Here is a 17,771-nt window from a genome sequence, read left to right as displayed (position 1 = left end):
TGTGAAGGCAGCAGCCGTCCGGTTCGTGTCGAGTCGGTGGGGCGTTCCATCCGTATTCTCTGATCATGGCCGCACCCCTCGCATATGCACTGATCGCCACCGACCTGGACGGGACGCTGCTGCGCGGCGACGACACACTCTCCGACCGGTCCCGCATCGCACTCGCGAGGGTGACGGCGGCCGGCGCCCGGCACCTCGTCGTCACCGGCAGGCCGGCCCCGAGGGTGCGCCCGTTGCTCGAAGACCTCGGCTCCAGAGGGCTCGCGGTGTGCGGACAGGGCGCGCAGTTGTACGACGCCGGCGCGGACCGTCTGCTCTGGTCGGTCACCCTGGACCGGGAGTTGGCGGAGACCGCGCTCGGCAAGATCGAGGCGGAAGTGGGCCAGGTGTACGCGGCGGTGGACCAGGACGGCGTGGACGGCCTGACGCTGATCGAGCCCGGCTACCTGATGCCGCACCCCACGCTCCCCGCGGTACGGGTGGGCAAGCGGGACGACCTCTGGTGCGAACCCATCAGCAAGGTGTTGCTCCGTCACCCCGCCCTGGAGGACGACGAGTTGGCGTCCACGGCGCGCTCGGTGGTCGGTTCCCTGGCCTCGGTCACCATGTCGGGCCCCGGCACCGTCGAACTCCAGCCACTCGGCATCACCAAGGCAACGGGACTGGCTCTCGCCGCCCGCCACTTGGGCCTGACCCCGTCCGAGACCATCGCCTTCGGCGACATGCCGAACGACATCCCGATGTTCGACTGGGCAGCCCACGGCGTCGCGATGGCCAACGCCCACCCCGAACTCAAGGCGGTGGCCGACGAGGTGACGTCGTCGAACGAGGACGACGGCATCGCGCTGGTACTTGAAAGACTCTTCAGCTGAGATTCTGAATGGCCCCGAAGGGGCGCATTCAGGGGCGCGGGGCTGTGTCTATTTGCGGCTCCGCCGCGCGGGCGCGACCAGCCACGACGGCGGTGTCACTCAAAACACAACCAGTCGTGGCTGATCCAGCAGTTTCTAGTAAGCCCCGTACACGTTGTCGATGGAGCCATACACGGCCGCCGCGTAATTGCAGGCGGCGGTGATGTTAGCGACCGGGTCATACGGGTCGTACGAAGTCCCGGCAACGTGATACGCGTTGAACGTCGGGTCGATGACCTGGAGAAGCCCCTTCGACGGCGTACCGGCCGCCGCGTTGGAGTCCCAGTTGTTGATCGCGTACTGGTTCCCGGAAGACTCACGGATCACGTTCCGGTAGATCCCGTTGTACGTACCCGGAATCCCCTTCTGCGCCATGATCGCGAGCGACTCCCGGATCCACCCGTCAAGGGTGTTGGGGTACCCGGCAAGCGTGGTCGAGGCGGCGGTGGTCGACGTGGTGGCCGCGGACGCGGTGGTCGCACCGACGACAGGCAGCGCGAGGATCGCGGCACCGGTGCCGGCGATGACGACACGGCGGACGAGGCGGGCGCGGCGGGACTGAGCGGTTGCAGGCATGACGAGGTTCCTCTCCGTCGCCTGCGAGGTGAGCTGTCGGGTTCGGGCTGGGAGGTGCCCGGCCAAGTCCTTGCGGACGTGACTTAACCCCAAGCCGTTCCGGTCAGAACGACCGGCCCGGCGACTTACCTGGTTCCCCCGCTCCTGCCGTGCGAGAAGTTCGTGACTGGGATGCCGGGCGGCGGCAGGATTCGGCGTTCCGCTCGACAGGCCGGGAAACTATGCGAGAGCACATGTCCGGAACAAGTGGCGGAATCACACCTAACCCCTATTGACCTTGGTCTGAGGCGTATGGGGCACTTGATCCTTTGCGCGAGCCAAGGGTCAACTGTCAAATGCCGTAAGGGAAAACGCGGGCAGACCAGGACACAGGTCACGCACAGAAACGCGTGACCCAACTCACGGGAGGATTAAGAACGGCAAATCGGGCATTCGCCCTCAACTGGCAGTTCTCGGAATCCTTTTCTCCCAAGTGCGGTGGAAGATCGCTTCTCCACCCTCGGTGCAGATCACCTCATTTGAGGTAAGAAAGTCCGTTTCGTCGCAAGTAATCTCCGACCGTGTACGCACGCTCGTGTCCCACCCCAGCTCCGGCCGGTGCAGCCGGATCGACCACTCCGAGAGGGTGCGGGCGGACAGCGGATCCGACTCGTCGATCGTGTACGTCTCCAACGCGTCCTCGGTGAACTCCAGCCCGTCCGGATACACGCGCGTGCCGCCGTACCGGGGGTCCACCTCCAGCCGCCACTCGCCCTTCGCGACGTCCCGTACGACCAGCCTCTCGGGCCGCGGTTCGTCAAGGGTCGCCGGGTAGTTGACCCCGAGCGGCTCGGCTTCCTCGGGTTCGTCGAAACGAATACCCTCGTCCAACTCCTGCTCCCGGACCGGGAGTTCGAGCGCACTCCCCTCCGGGTCCAACGTGAACCCCGCCGCGGACTCCGGCTGCGGCCAGATCCACGGCCAGTACGCCGACGACACCGCGAGCCGGATGCGGTGCCCGGGCGGGAACGCGTGCCCGATGCCGTTCAGCTCGAAGGTCACGTCCTCGGTGGTGCCCGGCGTCCACGGCACCGCCCGGTCCCGCCCGTGCCGCGCCGACAGGTTCAGCACACCCCGGGTGACGAGGGTCGAGGCGCCGTCCGGGGCGACATCGCACAGCCGGGCGATCACCTGCCCGCGCGGCACCTCGCAGGTCAGCCGCAGCCGTACCCTCGGCCGCCCCAGCACCCACGTCTCGGCCGGTACCTCGAACTCGAAGCACGCCGACCGCGCGTCCTCGTCCCGCTGGTCCGGCGGCAGATCGGCGTCGTTCCCGAAAGGGAAGAAACGGCCCGCGTCCACACCGGTGTGCATGGGGGAGCGGACGATCACGGGCGCACCCCGGAGGCCGTACGTCGTCGTCTTCACGTGCGGCGAGGGCCACGCGGGTTCCCCGACCCAACGGCCCGGGAGGGTGTCGTAGACCGTGGCCGGTGGGTGCGAGTCGCTGACGTAGGCCCGTAGGAGCGGGTCGGCCGTGACGCCGGTGTCCTCGCCCTTCAGCCAGTGGTCCCACCAGCGGAGAGTCTCCTGGAGGAAGCCGATCGCGGGGCCCGGCGGCAGGCCGCGGTCCGGGTACTGGTGCGACCAGGGGCCGATCAGGCCGCGTACGCGGTCCGGCGGGAGGTGTTCGACCAGCCGCAACACCGTGTCGCGGTACGGGTCGTGCCAGCCGCCCACCGCGAGGACGGCCGCGCCGATCGCGCCGTAGTCCTCGCAGACGCTGCCGTGCTTCCAGTAGTCGTCGCGGAGCTGGTGGGCGAGCCAGGTGTGGATGAACGGGTCGATCTGTTCGAGGCGCTTGAGCCACATGTCGCGCCAGATCAGGCCCGCGTACTCGGGGTCCGGCGGGCGGGCGACGAAGGCGAGCATGGTGGCCGCCCAGGCGTGCAGGTCGACGGCGAGGGCCGAACCGCCCATGTAGTGCACGTCGTTGTCGTAGCGGTCGTCCGTCGAGCAGACCGTGACGATCGCCTTCAACGGCTCCGGCGCGAGGGCCACGATCTGGAGGGAGTTGAAGCCGCCCCAGGAGATGCCGAACATGCCGACCTTGCCGGTGCACCAGGGCTGCGCGGCAAGCCAGTTGACGACCTCCACGCCGTCGGCGAGTTCCTGGGCGTCGTACTCGTCGCCGGGGGCACCCTCACTGTTGCCGTGCCCGCGCACATCGACCCGGACGGAGGCGTAGCCGTGGCCCGCGTACCAGGGGTGGCGCTGGGCGTCCCGGGGCGCGGTCCAGTCGGTCAGGCGGTACGGGAGGTATTCGAGGAGCGCGGGGACGGGTTCGTCCGTCACCGGGCGCCACACGCGCGCGTAGAGGCGTGTCCCGTCGGGCAGCGGGATACGGAGGTCCTCGTGGGTCGTCTCGTGAGGGAAGGACGTACGGATGCGCATGAGGGACCCCTCGGGTTCAGTGGACCGGGTGCATCGTGCGGCGCAGCCACGGCGCGGCGGCCATCACCGCGAGGCCCGCGGCCACCGCGATCGCGCCGTTGACGCCGAAGTAGGCCGGCTTGGAGACGTCGTCGTAGAGCTTCACCGTCTGGGCCTGGATGCCGTTCGCGAGGGCGAGGGACAGGAACCAGAGGGACATGGTCTGGCTGGAGAAGGCGGCCGGGGCGAGCTTGGTGGTGGCCGACATGCCGGAGGTCTCCAGGAGGATGTCGCCGAGGCCCAGCAGGAAGTACGAGCCGACGATCCACCAGGCCGACATGCGGTAGGCGTCGCCGCTGTGCCCGCTGGTCGGCAGGACCATCAGCAGGAACGACAGGCCGCCCAGGACGACGCCGATCGCGATCTTGTTGGAGGCGTGCGGCTGGCTGCGGCCCATGCGGACCCAGAGCGCGGCGACCACAGGGGCGAGCCCTACCTCGAAGGCGCCGAGCGCGCTCGCGTACCAGCTGGCGGGGAAGTCGAAGCCGAGGATGGTCGTCTCGGCGTTCGACGCGGCCAGCAGCATCATCGTCGAATACGCCTGGAAGAGAATGAAGTTGAAGACCGTCGAGGCCAGGAAGAGCACGATGTACGGGCGCAGGCGGCCGCGTTCCTCGGGGCTCACGCGCGGGCTCATGAACATCACCGCGAAGTAGACGACCGGCGCGATCACGGAGATCACCGTGAGGAGGTCGACGAAGCGGCCCATCGTCAGCCAGCCGGCGGTGGCCAGTCCGGTCGCGAGCACGGCGGCGACCACGATCCCTACGACGATCAGCCGGACCGCGCGGCGCAGCGCGTCCGGCGCGAGCGCGAACTCCGCGGTGTTCCTGCGACCGGCCAGGTGACGGCGTCCGGCGACGTACTGGATGAGCCCGAAGGTCATGCCGACCGCGGCCGCCGAGAAGCCCCAGTGCCAGCCCTCGTGGTCGCCCAGCCAGCCGGTGATCAGCGGGCCCGCGAAGGCGCCGATGTTGATCGCCATGTAGTAGAGAGCGAACCCGGCGTCACGGCGCTCGTCGTCGGTGCGGTAGAGCTTGCCGACCATGGTGGCCACGTTGGGCTTGAGCAGGCCGGTGCCGGCGCTGATGAGGCCGAGGCCGACCCAGGTCATCGTGGGGGTGGGGACCGCCATCGCGTAGTGCCCGCAGGCGATCAGGATGCCGCCCCACAGCACCGCGCGGTACGAGCCGAGGATGCGGTCGGCGAGCCAGCCGCCCGCGACCGAGACGAGATAGACCAGTGTTCCGTAGGCTGCCGATACGGATGCGGCCGTTCCGGACGACATGCCCATGCCGCCGTGCGCGACGGTATCCGCGAAGTAGAGGACGAGGATGGCCTGCATGCCGAGGAACGAGAAGCGCTCCCAGACCTCGAGACCGGAGAGCGTGAGCAGCCCCTTGGGCTGCCCGAAGAAGGCGTGGTCGTCCTCGGGTGGCGGTTGGTCGTCGGGCTCGGCTTCCAGTGCGGTTCGAGACACCATCCACTACTTCCGCGTAAGTCGATAAATATCCGTTCTTATCAGGTGATCGAAAACATACCGGTCGTGATCCGATACCGCCCCTGCTGGACGGGGTGGGCGGCATGGGTGATCGAAAGCTGACCGGATACGCTGACTTGAGTGATGCCAGCGACCTATCGACAAACCGTGTGACCGCCCAGGGACACCAGCAGACAGGAGACCCCTCGTGACCGTCGTCGGGCCGTTCGGGCTGAGCGTGCGGGACCAGGCTCTGGAAGCCGATGTCCAGGCCGGATTGACGGCCGTCGAGGAGGGTCTGCTCGAAGCCACCAAGAGCGAGGTCCCCTTCATCACGGAGGCCGCCCAGCACCTCGTGCGCGCGGGCGGAAAGCGGTTCAGGCCGCTCCTCGTGATGCTCGCCGCACAGTTCGGCGACCCGTACGCGCCGGGTGTCGTGCCCTCGGCCGTCGTCGTCGAGCTGACCCACCTCGCCACGCTGTACCACGACGACGTCATGGACGAGGCGACCGTACGGCGCGGAGTGGAGAGCGCCAACGTCCGCTGGGGCAACTCGGTCGCGGTCCTCACCGGCGACTTCCTGTTCGCGCGCGCGTCGCACACCCTGGCCGACCTCGGACCCGAGGCGGTGCGGGTGCAGGCCGAGGCGTTCGAACGGCTGGTCACCGGCCAGATCCTGGAGACCGCGGGACCGTCCGACGGGCGCGACCCGGTCGAGCACTACCTCGACGTGCTCGGCGGCAAGACCGGCTCCCTGGTCGCGGTCGCCTGCCGCTTCGGCGCGATGATGTCCGGCTGCGACGACACCGTCGTGGACGTCCTCACCCAGTACGGCGAGCGGCTCGGCGTCGCCTTCCAGCTCGCCGACGACGTCCTGGACATCGCCTCCGACGGGGAGGAGTCCGGCAAGACCCCGGGCACGGATCTCCGCGAGGGCATCCCCACGCTGCCGGTCCTGCTGCTCCGCGAGCGGGCGGCCCGCCTCGGCCTCGCCGAGGACATCGCCCTGTGCGAACTGCTCGACTCCGACCTCACGGACGACGCCCGGCACGCCGAGGCCCTCGCCCGGCTCCGCGTCCACCCGGCCCTGGAACAGGCCCGCCGCGACACCGTCCGCTACGTGGAGGACGCCCGCGCGGCCCTCGCCCCGCTCCCCGAGTGCGACGCCAAGGTCGCGCTTCTGGAGATGTGCGACGCGGTGGTGCACCGGGCGGGCTGAGGCCCGTCAGTAGCCGCTGCCTCCCGTGCTCGTGCCGGAGGCGGCGGTCATGGCCTTCGCTCCGGTGGGTGTCACCGCCCACCAGGTGCCGTCCACGCCCTGGCCGTGGGCCTCCTTGGGCTTGTCGTCCTTGGCGTAGCGGTAGAGGGGCCAGCCGGCGAGCGTGAGCTGTGCGGTTCCGCCGGAGCGCTTCGCCGTGGAGACGAGGCTCTTGTCGATGCCCTTGACGGTGACGGAGCCCTTGACGGTCGCGGCGGGCCAGACGACCGCGCAGGTGCCGTAGCAGCTGATCCTCGTCGGGTGGGCGGAGTCCGCGTCGAAGCGGTAGAGGACGTACCCCTTGCTGTCCGTCACGACGGTGCCGACCTTGGCGACCTTGGCGGTCATGAGGGTCGTCCCCGTGGTGGCCGCGGCCGGCGTGGCGGCGGAGCCGCCGCTTTCACTGCCGCCGCCGCTTCCGCAGCCTGCGAGTGTGAGGGTCAGGATCGCGGCGCCCGTAGCCGCGTATCCGGTGAGGTGATGGGTGGCGTGCATGGCGACCCCTTTGGTCGATGCGGTGTGGTGCCACCCATAAGTACGGATTCGGGCCGTTTATTACTCGATGCGGTGCGAAGCGCGTGATGTGGAGGGGGTCGCGGGATGCGGTCGTCCTGGCCGGTCCCGGTCAACTGCCGTGCGCGGGCGGCGTCTTCCCCCTAGGGGTTTCGGGGAGGCGTCGCCTTCGCGTGTCATACCGCAGGAGTACGAGGAGTTGCCTCCCGGGTCTGACGCTTATCCCTCGGCGATTTGGTCAGATGGAGAACAGAGAAAACACCACTCCTCACCGATTCGGGTGAGAATGGCGGCTCAGGGTGGGACGAGTACAGCAAGGGTTGGCCGCCGCCGACGACGGAGGTAAGGCAGACATGGCACCGTACGAAACCGACGACAGCACGGACACCGGAGAGCGCGACGAGCTCCGGGCCGGGCGGCGCAGGGCGGCGCGGTACATCGTCCCGGTCACCGTGGTGGGGGTGGCGGCCGCGACCATCGGACTGGTCCCGGCGCTCGCCGACTCCGGCGACCCGAACCTTCCGAAGGTCACCGCAGAGCAGCTCATCAACAAGATCGCCAAGTCGGACGTCCAGCAGCTGTCCGGCACGGTGAAGATCAGCACGGACCTGGGCCTGCCCGACCTCGGCGGCCTGGAGAGCAGCATGCTGTCCGGCGCCACGAAGTCCGGCGACGGCTCCTCCGCCGACCCGACCACCAAGCTCACCGAGCTGGCCACCGGCACCCACACCCTGCGCGTCGCGGCCGACGGCCCCGACAAGCAGAAGGTCTCCCTGCTGGAGAACGCGGCGGAGTACAGCCTCATCCACAACGGCAAGGACGTCTGGGGCTACGACAGCCAGACGAACGAGGTCTTCCACGGCACGACCGCCGCCGACACCTCGAAGAGCGACGAGACCCGGGCCACGCCCAAGGGCCTCACCGACGAGGCGCTGAAGTCGGTCGACGACACGACGTCCGTCACGGTCGACGGCACGGAGCATGTCGCGGGCCGCGACGCCTACAAGCTGCTGATCAAGCCCAAGCAGACCGGCACGACCGTCGGCACGATCAGCGTCGCGGTGGACGCGAAGACCGGCCTGCCGCTCAAGTTCACACTCACCCCGGCGAGCGGCGGCGCGGCCGTCGTCGACGTCGGCTTCACCCAGCTCAGCCTCAGCAAGCCGGCCGCCTCGACCTTCGACTTCAAGACGCCCAAGGGCGCGAAGGTCACCACGGAGGACAGCGCGAGCAAGGCGGCTCCGGACCACTCCGCCCCGTTCGGCAAGGACGACAAGGCGGACAAGGGCCTCGCCAAGGGCGCCGACGATCCCACGGTCATCGGTAAGGGCTGGAACTCCATCGCCGTCTTCGAGACCGGCGGCCAGGGTGTTCCGAGCGGCTCCGCGTCGGGCAGCGGTGACCTCGGTGGCTTCCTCGGCTCGCTCGGTGACCAGGTGAAGGGTGACTTCGGCAAGGGCACGGTGTTCTCCACCCGGCTGGTCAATGCCCTGATCACGGACGACGGCAAGGTGTACGTCGGGGCTGTCACCAAGAGCGCGCTGGTCAAGGCCGCGGACGCGGCCAAGTAGGTCCCTTGTGGGCACGGTGAATTGAGGGAGCCGATGGGCGGACCGTCCGCTGAAGTGCCGGAACAGGCGGACGCGGGTGAGGGCATCATCGCCACCCGTGGTCTCACCAAGCGCTTTCGCGGCGGGCAGCTCGCCGTGGACGGTCTCGACCTGACCGTCCCGGCGGGCAGCGTCTTCGGCTTCCTCGGGCCCAATGGCTCGGGCAAGACCACCACCATCCGCATGCTGATGGGGCTGATCGAACCCACGTCCGGGACGGCCCGGGTGCTGGGGCGGCCCATGCCTCGGTCCGTGCGTACGGTTCTGCCTCACGTGGGTGCCCTGATCGAGGGACCTGCTCTGTACGGGTTTCTCTCCGGCCGCGACAATCTGCTCCGTTACGACGCCGCCGACGCGACCGCCGATCCGCGTACCCGGCGGGACCGGGTCGCTGCCGCGCTGGACCGGGTGGGGCTGACCGCGGCTTCCGGGAAGAAGGCGAAGGCTTACTCCCTGGGGATGAAGCAGCGGCTGGGACTTGCCTCTGCCTTGCTTCAGCCTCGCGAGCTGCTCGTTCTGGACGAGCCGACCAATGGTCTTGATCCGCAGGGAATGCGCGAAATTCGGTCTCTGATCCGGGAGTTGGCCTCGGACGGTACGACCGTTTTTCTGTCTTCGCACCTGCTTGATGAGATCGAGCAGGTCTGCACGCATGCGGCCGTGATGGCGCAGGGGCGGCTGATCACGCAGGGGTCGGTGACCGAGCTGGCGGCGGGGACGCGGGGGCGGCTGTTCGTGAACACGCCTGATGCCGGGGACGCGGCGCGGGTGCTGAAGGAACTGGGGCTGGCGGATGTGGTCCTGGCGGAGGAGCGGGTGACCGCCGAGCCGCCCGATCGTGAACTCGCCGAGGTGAACGAGGCGTTGGTGACCGCCGGGGTGCGGGTGCGGGGTTTCGGGGTTGAACGGGCTTCTCTGGAGGACGCGTTCGTGGCGCTCACGGGGGAGGGGTTCGATGTCGCGGGCTGAGGTGGTTGCTTCGGCTGGTTCTGGACCGGTTGGCGTGCGTGCTCCCCGGTTTCTCTGGACCTTTGGGCTGTTGCGCAGTGAGTTGGTGACTACGTTCCGGCGGTGGCGCACGATTGCGTTGCTCGGGGTGTTGGCTGCTGTGCCGATCCTGGTCGGGATCGCGGTCAAGCTGGAGACGCAGGACGGGGCCGGGCCTGGGCGTGGGGACGGAGGTGGGGGGCCGGCGTTCATCGCGCAGATCACCAACAACGGGTTGTTCCTGGTGTTCACTGCGTTGGCCGCCACGCTTCCGTTCTTCCTGCCCATGGCCATCGGGGTCGTCGCGGGTGACGCGATCGCGGGTGAGGCAAGCGGGGGGACTCTGCGGTATCTCCTGGTGGCTCCGGCCGGGCGGACCCGGTTGCTTCTTACCAAGTACGCGACCGTGATGACGTTCTGTGTGGTGGCGACTCTGGTCGTGGCGCTGTCGGCGTTGACGGTGGGCGCGTTGCTCTTTCCGCTGGGGGATCTGACGACCATCTCGGGTACGCAGATCAGTTTCGGGGAGGGGCTGGGGCGGGCGCTGTTGATCGCGTTGGTCGTTGCCGCGTCTCTTGTCGGGATCGCTGCCCTGGGGTTGTTCATCTCGACCATGACCAGCAGTGGGATCGCGGCGATGGCCACGACCGTGGGGCTGCTGATCACCGTTCAGATTCTTGATCAGATTCCTCAACTGCACGCGCTTCAGCCGTACTTCTTCTCCCACTACTGGCTGTCCTTCGCCGACCTCATGCGTGAGCCCGTGTACTGGGACGACCTGGTGAAGAACCTGGGTCTTCAGGCGTTGTACGCGGCGGTGTTCGGGTCTGCGGCCTGGGCGCGGTTCACGGCGAAGGACATCACGGCGTAGGGAAGCGGGCGAGCGGGGGTTCCTGGGTGAAGTACGTCTTCGCTCGGGTCAGTGCCTCGGTGTCCTTCAGTACGTCGCCGGGGGCGCTGCCGTTGCCGGTGAGGAGTCCGCCGAAGCGCATCTTCATGTACGCGGCCGAGTTGTTGAGGGTGCCGGCCACCGGGTCGGCGACCACGGGTTCTTTGTCGGCGAGGGCGGAGATGCCCCAGAGGGTGCGGCCGGCCATCGTGGCCTTGAAGTCCGCGCCGGGGACGCGCAGCCAGTCGGACCAGTAGTCCAGGTAGCGCTTGGTGAGACCGGAGAGCGAGTACCAGTAGACCGGCGAGGCGATCACGATGTCCGTCGCGGCGAGGGTGGCGTCCAGGAGCTGCCGGATGGTGTCGTTCTCGGTGGGCTGGATCGCCCCGACGATTCCGTCGTGCCGGATGTCCAGGAAGTCGGGGAGCGGGTGGTCGGCCAGGCGTATCCACTCCTGCTCCACGTCCGGGGGCAGCTGCTCGGCGGCCCTGCGGGCGAGCAGTTCGGTGTTGCCGTCCAGGCGGGCGCTGCCCAGGACGAAGAGGAAGCGGCGGGTCATGGGTCCCCCAGGGGTAATCGGCGCGCAGCGGTTACAGCCGTATGCATTATATGCGCGCGCAATCATCTGTCCATGGGGTGCGCTGGGGTGCCAGGGCGTGCCTGGGGGTGCCCGCCGGGGGTGGTGGGTGGGGTCGGGGTCGTGGCGGTACGGCGAAGCCGCCGCTGGTTGGGCCCCTCTGTTGTTGACATGGCTGAACGGGTTGGTGCCGGGTACGCGGCGGGCTGCACTGTACCGCCACGACCCGCTCCCGGTTCGTCGGCGGCTGCGGGCTCGTGGGCCGTCCCTGCCCATTCCGGGCGGGTGTCAGCGCTGGTGCCGGATCGTGCCTGTGAGGCGGGCCAGGGGTTCTGTTTCGCGGGGTGGTTCGCCGGTCAGGTCGCCGATGCGCCAGGCCGGGACCCAGGGGACGCGGTAGACGTCGATCACCGACTCGATGGCCTTGACGTGGGGGGCCAGCTGGCGGGGGAGGCGGCCGGGTGCGTCCGCTACGAGGACTACGGCGTCCAGGTCCAGCCCCGCGGGTGCCTCGCCGCGGCGGAAGACCTCCAGGGCGCGGGATACGGCGGCCAGCCCGGCGGCGTGGGTGCGGGCGACGAGCAGGATCGACGGGGGGTCCTCGGGGCCCGGCCAGTCGCGGCCGCAGTCCTGGCCGCCGTAGACCGAGGTGAGGGTGGTGACGCCGGTGCCGCCGTGGGTGGCCACCCAGGAGAAGCGGCGGCGTGGGGTGGTGGCGGTGCCGGCGGGGATGTGGGTGGGGATACTGGAGGGGTGCTCGGGTGTCCCTGTGTGCGGGCCGGTGTCCAGTGGTACTGGTCCGCGGAGCCAGATCTCCGGGCCCCGTCGTCCACCTGTCTGCATGACCGAGCTCCTCCCTCGTGACCCCGCCGGTCTTCACGGAACTCCTGGGACGAGGCTGTGACGTCGCGGTGACCTGAGAACCTGAAGGGAACGGCGAGACTCAACAGTACGCGTACGAACGGATCTTGACGCTGGGGAGCGCGGGCCGCCTCCCCGACGCATGCGAGTGAGGGAACCGATGACTCGACTCAGCCGCGAGAAGAAGCGGGAACAGAAGCGAGCCGCACGCTCGGCACCCGCCGCGTCACCTTTCGAGGTGCGCGTACCCGTGGACGGACCGGGCGCCGTTGGCGCGTCGATCGGCGGAGTGCCGGTCGCGGTCGTCGCGGGGGAGGAGATCCAGCAGACCGTTCTGAGTCACCTCCATCGCATCGCCTCGGCCACGGGGCACCCCGTGCGCGCGACTGTCCACGACGATCGGATCGGGTACGTCGTTCCGCTTCAGATCGATCCGGACGGGTCCAGTCACTTCTCGGCGGAGCCCTGGGAGATGGCCGGCGTGGGGGAAGTGGCGGCGTCGGCCGTCCCGGCTGGGTTTCCTCCGCCGCCGCCCGCGTTGCCGCCGGCGGTATCCGCGGACGTCGTGGAAGCGGAACCCGAGGACGGGCGTCGGTCGAGCGGTGACCCGGTGACTCATCGGCTGCGGGCCGTGTCCGCTCCGGCGCCGGAAGGGGAGGTGGTTCCGACCTTTCCGTTGCGGGCCGTGCCCGAGTCGGCGGGGGAGTCGGCGCCCACGTTCCCGTTGCACGCTGTGCCGGAGTCGGCGGACGGGGGTGCGCCGCTGGGGTCCGTCCAGGCGCCTACGGGGGCGTTCGGGCCGCCGCCGGTGATGGACTCGGCGCCGGTGACGGATGTGGCGCCGGTCGTGGGCGGGCAGTCGGTGGCGGACGTCCCGCCGTTCGTTGACGCGCGGCCTGTGTCGGATGTTCCGCCGGTCATGGACGGGCAGCCGGTGTCGGATGTTCCGCCGTTCGTTGACGCGCGGCCTGTGTCGGATGTTCCGCCGGTCATGGACGGGCAGCCGGTGTCGGATGTTCCGCCGTTCGTTGACGCGCGGCCGGTCGTGGACGTGCCGCCTGTCGGTCCGGAACGTGTCTCCCGTCCCGCCCCCATCCCCATTCCCGACCTCGCCCTCACCGCCCCGGAACCGGATCCCAGGCCGACGCCCGCCCGCGGGTTCGACGCCGTGGCCGAGGCCGTGCTGGGGGACGAGCCGGTGACGACCGACGGCGCGGGGACCGCGTTTCTCATCGAGCCGATGGTGCGGATCAACGACGCCGTCAAGGCGGGGCGGATCGAGGAGGCGGCGGGGCTGGCGGAGCGGACCGTCGCGGACGCGGCGGGCGCTCTCGGGCCTGAGCACCCCGAGGTTCTGCGGTTGCGCGAACTCGCCGCCTACATCGCCTACTTGGCCGGTGACCCGCTTCGGGCCTTCCATCTTTCCCTTGACCTCGCCCGCATCCGTCACCGTGCCCACGACGCGGAGGCCGCCTACGGCAACGTCCAGAGCGCGGCCACGGCCTGGCGTGCCGTACGCGACCCGGAGCAGGGCCTCGCCCTCGGCCGCGATCTCATCGACCTGTGGACCGAACTCACCGCCGAGGACGGGCCCGCCGTAGAGGACATCGAGGAACTGGAGTCCGCCCGCGCCCGTATGGGGCGGCTCACGGAGCGCGCCCGTAGGGCTGCCGAGTGAGGCCCGCCCGCTAGGCCACGCAGAACTCGTTGCCCTCGGGGTCCGTCATCACGACCCATGCGCCGGCCGGTTCCGTCACCCGGCGCAGGACGCTCGCCCCCAGGGTCGTCAGGCGTTCCACCTCGGCCTCACGGTGGTCCGGGCCCGGGTGCAGGTCGAGGTGGAGGCGGTTCTTGGTGGTCTTCGGCTCCGGGACTCGCTGGAACAGGAGGCGGCGGCCCAGGCCCGTGCCGCGGTCCTTGTCGTAGGGGTCGTCGGGGTGGCGTACGGCCATCAGGTCGCGGAAGGCCGGGCGGCCGTGGAAGTCGACGGTCGCGGCTTCGGGCAACGCGCCCATTTCCAGGAGCTGTTCCACCAGGGCGCTGTTGTCCTCGGTCTCGTAGTGGAGCGCTGCGGCCCAGAAGTCCGCCTGGGCGTGTGGGTCGGCCGCGTCGATGGTCAGCTTCCAGTGGAGTGGTGTGGGCGTCTGTGTCATGCCCTTCACTCTGGCATCGGTGCGACGCGCCTGCTGGGTTACGCCTCCACCGTGTCCACCGGGTTCGGACGTCCGGCCTGGGTCCTCTCCTGCGGGAGCGCCGCCGCTGCTGCCGCCGACCTGCCCCTCCGTGCCGTGCGCCATGCGTCCGTCGTCAGGAGGACGAGGGCCAGCCACACCAGCGCGAAGCCCGCCCAGCGTGCGGGTGGCATCGACTCGTGGAAGTAGAAGATGCCCAGCAGGAACTGGAAGACCGGGGCCAGGTACTGGAGCAGGCCCAGGGTGGACAGCGGGACCCGGATCGCCGCCGCGCCGAAGCAGACGAGGGGGAGGGCGGTGACGATGCCGGTGGAGGCGAGGAGGGTGGCGTGGCCGACGCCCTCCAGGGCGAAGGTCGCCTTGCCGTGCGCGCCGAGCCACAGCAGGTAGGCGAGCGCCGGCAGGAACTGGATCGCCGTCTCCGCGGCCAGGGACTCGATGCCGCCGAGGTTGACCTTCTTCTTCACCAGGCCGTACGTCGCGAAGGAGAAGGCCAGGCAGAGGGAGATCCAGGGTGGCCGGCCGTAGCCGACCGCCAGGACGATCACGGCGGCCAGGCCTACGCCGACCGCGGCCCATTGCACCGGGCGCAGGCGCTCCTTCAGGAGGAGGACGCCCATCGCGATGGTGACGAGGGGGTTGATGAAGTAGCCGAGCGAGGCCTCGACGACGTGGCCGCTGTTCACGGCCCAGATGTAGACGCCCCAGTTGACGGTGATGAAGGCCGCGGCGATCGTCACGAGGCCCAACTTGCGGGGCTGGCGCAGGAGTTCACCGGCCCAGGCCCAGCGCCGGATCACCAGGAGTGCCACAGCGACGAACGCGAGCGACCACACCATGCGGTGGGCGAGGATCTCGGCGGCGCTCGCGGGCTTGAGCAGTGGCCAGAACAACGGGACCAGGCCCCACATGCCGTATGCCGCGAAGCCGTTCAGCAGTCCTATGTGGTGCTGTTCGCCCTTCGGCTTCCCGCTCGGCTTCCCGCTCACGGGCCCCTCCTTCGCACGCGCCCTGCCGCGTCGATGCGGCCAGCACGAAGGTAGCGCCGAGCGGGCCTGCCTGTCATGGCCGTATCGCCATACGGTCATGACAGGCGAGGGGCACCCCCGACATGCGGCCCCTCCCGCTCGGTGCTGATGGAGGCAGGTCAGCCCTTGAGCGCGAGGGCGATCGACTCGCTGATCGGCGTGGTCGGGCGGCCCGACAGGCGGGACAAGTCGCCGGTGGAGACGACCAGTTGGCCCTGCGCGATGGACGCGTCGACACCAGCGAGGATCGCGGCGAACGGCTCGGGCAGGCCGGCGCCGGTGAGGATGCCGATGAGGGTCTCGCCGGGCACGTTGTTGTAGGCGATCTCCTTGCCGGTCTGGCGGCTCAGCTCGGCCGCGTACTCGGCGAAGCTCCACGCCTCGTCGCCGCCCAGTTCGTACGTCTGGTTCTCGTGGCCCTCACCGGTCAGTACGGCGACGGCGGCAGCGGCGTAGTCGGCGCGGCTCGCGGAGGAGACCCGGCCGTCACCGGCGGCGGCCACGACCGCGTTGTGCTCCAGCACGGGGGCGAGGTTCTCGGTGTAGTTCTCGTTGTACCAACCGTTGCGGAGCAGGGCGTACGGCACTCCGGAGGCCAGCAGTGCCTCCTCGGTGCCGTGGTGGTCGTCGGCCAGGGCGGCGGTGAGGGTGCCGGGGGCGCTGGTGTAGGCGAGGAGGGCGACTCCGGCGGCCTTGGCGGCGTCGATGACGACCTTGTGCTGTCCGACGCGGCCCTTCTCGAACTCGTTGCCGGAGATCAGCAGCACCTTGTCGCCGGCGGCGAAGACGGTGTCGAAGGTCTCGGGGGTGTTGTAGTCCGCGACCGCGATCTTCACGCCGCGCTCCGCGAAGGCGGCGGCCTTCTCCGGCGTACGGACGACGGCGGTGATCTGGTCGGCCGGAACCTTCTCCAGCAACTGCTCCACGACGTGACGGCCGAGGTGTCCGGTGGCTCCGGTGACGACGATGCTCATGGGTGACAGCTCCTTGTGGGTGTGCGGCGTGGTGCGGTGCGTGCCACTAACCCTAGGGGAGGCGCTAACTCGTGGAAAGTACCCACTTTGAAGTAAGGTACTGGCATGGCAGTAAGTGTAGAGACGGCAGGTGGCCGCACCGCGGGTGAGGCGATGTGCCCGCACCGGCTGATCATGGAACACGTCACGTCCCGCTGGGGCGTCCTCGTCCTCATCGAACTCCTCGACCGCCCCTACCGCTTCAGCGAACTTCGCCGCGCGATCGGAGAGGTGCGGCAGGTGAGCGAGAAGATGCTGGCCCAGACCCTGCAGACCCTGGAGCGGGATGGTCTGGTGCATCGTGATGCCCAGCCGGTGATCCCGCCGCGGGTGGACTATTCGTTGACCGACCTGGGCCGCGAGGCGGCGGAACAGGTGCGGGGGCTGGCGTTGTGGGCCACGGACCGGATGGGGCGGGTGCTGGAGGCGCGGGAGGCGTACGACGCGGAGAAGGCGCGAGCTGGTACCGCCGGGGCGCCCTAGTCCTGCCTTGTGCGCGGCGCGTCCTTCCGTGCGCCCCCTTTCCGCCTCGCGCGCCGCTTTCGGGGGCGGGGCAGGCTGGTCGGCATGGTTGCGTCACAACAGGCCGAGCTCACACGGGAGTTGGCCCGCCAGATCGGTCTCATGGCGGAGGAGCTGCGCAACGCGAACCGGATCCAGTTGCACCGCCTCTTCGGTGAGCAGCTGGACCGGGCGATCGACGACCCTTCGTTCGCGGACGTGTTGGGTGTCCCGGGTGGCGTGTCCCTGGAGAGGCGCCGCCAACTGGCCTTCGCCAACAAGCAGTACGCGCTGATCCTGCTGAGCTACCGCATCGGTGGCATCGACAGAGGTGAACTGCTCGGTCACCTCAAGTTCCTGAGCAAGAGTTCCGTATTCGCGGAGTACTGGCAGCTCACCTCCGAGGGCCGGAGTTCGTTGCCGAAGGAGTCGTTGGAAGCGCGGATCGGCAGAGCGGTCAATGCCGTCATGGAAGAGCGGCTCGACGATCTGGACGAGTGGTGGGTGGTCGGGGCGCCCTCCGAGGCGTAAGCCGAGAGCCGGAGACCGCCGATTGGCTACCTTGCGGTTGTGCTCGACGCCGAGAGGAGCCCACTTATATGCGTCACGAAAACTTGTCCGTCCGAATAGTCCGCCGCCTTGGCGACCCGCCGAGTCGGCGGGGCTCCGTGTCCGGCCAGAACTGCCCCGACCTCTTCGAGTTGAGTGACGGCAACTTCGCCGTCATCGGAACCGACCGCACCGAAGAACTCGACTCCCTTCTCCCCGCCGACGCCGCCCGAGCCGACTACGAGCGCATCGTCGTCATCACTCGCGACACCCTGCTCCGTGCCAAGCGGGACATCCCCGACGCCTGACGTAAACAGAGCAGAGGGCCCGGGTATCACACCCAGGCCCTCCGTC

18 protein-coding genes and 1 riboswitch are annotated in these 17,771 nt (G+C 69.3%); of the genes, 9 read left to right on the top strand and 9 right to left on the bottom strand.

Annotated elements, in window-relative coordinates; translation table 11 throughout:
* The first annotated feature begins 65 nt into the window (after positions 1–65).
* Positions 66–872 carry an HAD family hydrolase gene (locus tag OG504_RS23250; protein ID WP_405991541.1) on the top strand — a complete coding sequence of 269 codons (807 nt, stop codon included), beginning with the start codon at positions 66–68 and terminating at the stop codon, positions 870–872.
* Positions 873–1,007: 135 nt separating this feature from the next.
* Here OG504_RS23250 and OG504_RS23245 read toward each other — a convergent pair whose 3' ends face one another.
* The 3 genes from OG504_RS23245 to OG504_RS23235 all read right to left on the bottom strand — a co-directional run bounded on the left by OG504_RS23245 (position 1,008) and on the right by OG504_RS23235 (position 5,442).
* Positions 1,008–1,487 carry a transglycosylase SLT domain-containing protein gene (locus OG504_RS23245; RefSeq protein ID WP_366435984.1) on the bottom strand — a complete coding sequence of 160 codons (480 nt, stop codon included), beginning with the start codon at positions 1,485–1,487 and terminating at the stop codon, positions 1,008–1,010.
* Between the two features lie 5 nt (positions 1,488–1,492).
* Positions 1,493–1,694: riboswitch (cyclic di-AMP (ydaO/yuaA leader) on the bottom strand.
* A gap of 231 nt (positions 1,695–1,925) precedes the next feature.
* Positions 1,926–3,920 (bottom strand): CocE/NonD family hydrolase, encoded by a 1,995-nt coding sequence (locus OG504_RS23240; protein WP_405991540.1) that lies wholly within the window; start codon positions 3,918–3,920, stop codon positions 1,926–1,928.
* Between the two features lie 16 nt (positions 3,921–3,936).
* On the bottom strand, positions 3,937–5,442 hold the full coding sequence (locus tag OG504_RS23235) for a peptide MFS transporter (RefSeq protein ID WP_405991539.1): 1,506 nt from the start codon (positions 5,440–5,442) through the stop codon (positions 3,937–3,939).
* A gap of 205 nt (positions 5,443–5,647) precedes the next feature.
* Here OG504_RS23235 and OG504_RS23230 point away from each other — a divergent pair, with 205 nt between their 5' ends.
* Entirely contained in the window at positions 5,648–6,658 is a 1,011-nt protein-coding gene (locus OG504_RS23230; RefSeq protein WP_405843025.1) for a polyprenyl synthetase family protein, read from the top strand.
* 6 nt (positions 6,659–6,664) lie between these two features.
* Here the strand turns inward: OG504_RS23230 and OG504_RS23225 are convergent, their stop codons facing one another.
* The gene (locus OG504_RS23225; RefSeq protein ID WP_405991538.1) at positions 6,665–7,192 is read right to left on the bottom strand and encodes a hypothetical protein; all 528 of its coding nucleotides are present in this window, start codon (positions 7,190–7,192) and stop codon (positions 6,665–6,667) included.
* Between the two features lie 371 nt (positions 7,193–7,563).
* Between OG504_RS23225 and OG504_RS23220 the strand changes: the two genes are divergently transcribed.
* The 3 genes from OG504_RS23220 to OG504_RS23210 are packed head-to-tail and all read left to right on the top strand — an operon-like array spanning position 7,564 to position 10,678.
* Positions 7,564–8,781, top strand: a complete 1,218-nt coding sequence (locus tag OG504_RS23220; protein ID WP_405991537.1) for a LolA family protein — start codon at positions 7,564–7,566, stop codon at positions 8,779–8,781.
* A 33-nt stretch (positions 8,782–8,814) separates the two neighbouring features.
* Entirely contained in the window at positions 8,815–9,789 is a 975-nt protein-coding gene (locus OG504_RS23215; RefSeq protein WP_405991536.1) for an ABC transporter ATP-binding protein, read from the top strand.
* Positions 9,776–10,678 (top strand): ABC transporter permease, encoded by a 903-nt coding sequence (locus OG504_RS23210; RefSeq protein ID WP_405991535.1) that lies wholly within the window; start codon positions 9,776–9,778, stop codon positions 10,676–10,678. Before OG504_RS23215 ends, OG504_RS23210 begins: the two co-directional genes overlap by 14 nt.
* Here the strand turns inward: OG504_RS23210 and OG504_RS23205 are convergent.
* On the bottom strand, positions 10,668–11,255 hold the full coding sequence (locus tag OG504_RS23205) for a flavodoxin family protein (protein WP_405991534.1): 588 nt from the start codon (positions 11,253–11,255) through the stop codon (positions 10,668–10,670). The genes OG504_RS23210 and OG504_RS23205 overlap by 11 nt on opposite strands.
* A gap of 306 nt (positions 11,256–11,561) precedes the next feature.
* Positions 11,562–12,116, bottom strand: coding sequence for a hypothetical protein (locus OG504_RS23200; RefSeq protein ID WP_405991533.1), 555 nt, complete (start codon positions 12,114–12,116; stop codon positions 11,562–11,564).
* 178 nt (positions 12,117–12,294) lie between these two features.
* On the opposite strand from OG504_RS23200, the gene OG504_RS23195 reads away from it, so the two are divergent.
* Positions 12,295–13,812, top strand: coding sequence for a tetratricopeptide repeat protein (locus tag OG504_RS23195; protein ID WP_405991532.1), 1,518 nt, complete (start codon positions 12,295–12,297; stop codon positions 13,810–13,812).
* 10 nt (positions 13,813–13,822) lie between these two features.
* Here OG504_RS23195 and OG504_RS23190 read toward each other — a convergent pair whose 3' ends face one another.
* From OG504_RS23190 to OG504_RS23180, 3 genes are all read right to left on the bottom strand, one after another.
* Complete coding sequence (locus OG504_RS23190) at positions 13,823–14,287, bottom strand: VOC family protein (protein WP_405991531.1); 465 nt, start codon at positions 14,285–14,287, stop codon at positions 13,823–13,825.
* Between the two features lie 38 nt (positions 14,288–14,325).
* Positions 14,326–15,315, bottom strand: coding sequence for an EamA family transporter RarD (rarD, locus tag OG504_RS23185; protein ID WP_405991530.1), 990 nt, complete (start codon positions 15,313–15,315; stop codon positions 14,326–14,328).
* 158 nt (positions 15,316–15,473) lie between these two features.
* Positions 15,474–16,328, bottom strand: coding sequence for an SDR family oxidoreductase (locus tag OG504_RS23180; RefSeq protein ID WP_405991529.1), 855 nt, complete (start codon positions 16,326–16,328; stop codon positions 15,474–15,476).
* A 105-nt stretch (positions 16,329–16,433) separates the two neighbouring features.
* Between OG504_RS23180 and OG504_RS23175 the strand changes: the two genes are divergently transcribed.
* The 3 genes from OG504_RS23175 to OG504_RS23165 all read left to right on the top strand — a co-directional run bounded on the left by OG504_RS23175 (position 16,434) and on the right by OG504_RS23165 (position 17,725).
* Positions 16,434–16,850, top strand: a complete 417-nt coding sequence (locus OG504_RS23175; RefSeq protein ID WP_405991528.1) for a winged helix-turn-helix transcriptional regulator — start codon at positions 16,434–16,436, stop codon at positions 16,848–16,850.
* 84 nt (positions 16,851–16,934) lie between these two features.
* Positions 16,935–17,399, top strand: a complete 465-nt coding sequence (locus tag OG504_RS23170) for a DUF6082 family protein (protein ID WP_405991527.1) — start codon at positions 16,935–16,937, stop codon at positions 17,397–17,399.
* A gap of 68 nt (positions 17,400–17,467) precedes the next feature.
* On the top strand, positions 17,468–17,725 hold the full coding sequence (locus OG504_RS23165) for a hypothetical protein (RefSeq protein ID WP_405991526.1): 258 nt from the start codon (positions 17,468–17,470) through the stop codon (positions 17,723–17,725).
* The last annotated feature ends 46 nt before the right edge of the window (positions 17,726–17,771 follow it).

This window comes from Streptomyces sp. NBC_00986, from assembly GCF_045162565.1.
Classification (GTDB): Bacteria; Actinomycetota; Actinomycetes; order Streptomycetales; family Streptomycetaceae; genus Streptomyces.
Note: the sequence above shows the minus strand (reverse complement) of the source record. Positions and strands in the feature narration are given on the sequence as shown.

Excerpts from the sequence above, each read along its gene's own strand:
- OG504_RS23250 (WP_405991541.1), top strand. The coding sequence starts at position 66 with ATGGCCGCACCCCTCGCATATGCACTGATCGCCACCGACCTGGACGGG.
- OG504_RS23245 (WP_366435984.1), bottom strand. The coding sequence starts at position 1,487 with ATGCCTGCAACCGCTCAGTCCCGCCGCGCCCGCCTCGTCCGCCGTGTC.
- OG504_RS23240 (WP_405991540.1), bottom strand. The coding sequence starts at position 3,920 with ATGCGCATCCGTACGTCCTTCCCTCACGAGACGACCCACGAGGACCTC.
- OG504_RS23235 (WP_405991539.1), bottom strand. The coding sequence starts at position 5,442 with ATGGTGTCTCGAACCGCACTGGAAGCCGAGCCCGACGACCAACCGCCA.
- OG504_RS23225 (WP_405991538.1), bottom strand. The coding sequence starts at position 7,192 with ATGCACGCCACCCATCACCTCACCGGATACGCGGCTACGGGCGCCGCG.
- OG504_RS23220 (WP_405991537.1), top strand. The coding sequence starts at position 7,564 with ATGGCACCGTACGAAACCGACGACAGCACGGACACCGGAGAGCGCGAC.
- OG504_RS23215 (WP_405991536.1), top strand. The coding sequence starts at position 8,815 with ATGGGCGGACCGTCCGCTGAAGTGCCGGAACAGGCGGACGCGGGTGAG.
- OG504_RS23210 (WP_405991535.1), top strand. The coding sequence starts at position 9,776 with ATGTCGCGGGCTGAGGTGGTTGCTTCGGCTGGTTCTGGACCGGTTGGC.
- OG504_RS23205 (WP_405991534.1), bottom strand. The coding sequence starts at position 11,255 with ATGACCCGCCGCTTCCTCTTCGTCCTGGGCAGCGCCCGCCTGGACGGC.
- OG504_RS23200 (WP_405991533.1), bottom strand. The coding sequence starts at position 12,116 with ATGCAGACAGGTGGACGACGGGGCCCGGAGATCTGGCTCCGCGGACCA.
- OG504_RS23195 (WP_405991532.1), top strand. The coding sequence starts at position 12,295 with ATGACTCGACTCAGCCGCGAGAAGAAGCGGGAACAGAAGCGAGCCGCA.
- OG504_RS23190 (WP_405991531.1), bottom strand. The coding sequence starts at position 14,287 with ATGACACAGACGCCCACACCACTCCACTGGAAGCTGACCATCGACGCG.
- OG504_RS23180 (WP_405991529.1), bottom strand. The coding sequence starts at position 16,328 with ATGAGCATCGTCGTCACCGGAGCCACCGGACACCTCGGCCGTCACGTC.
- OG504_RS23175 (WP_405991528.1), top strand. The coding sequence starts at position 16,434 with ATGGCAGTAAGTGTAGAGACGGCAGGTGGCCGCACCGCGGGTGAGGCG.
- OG504_RS23170 (WP_405991527.1), top strand. The coding sequence starts at position 16,935 with ATGGTTGCGTCACAACAGGCCGAGCTCACACGGGAGTTGGCCCGCCAG.
- OG504_RS23165 (WP_405991526.1), top strand. The coding sequence starts at position 17,468 with ATGCGTCACGAAAACTTGTCCGTCCGAATAGTCCGCCGCCTTGGCGAC.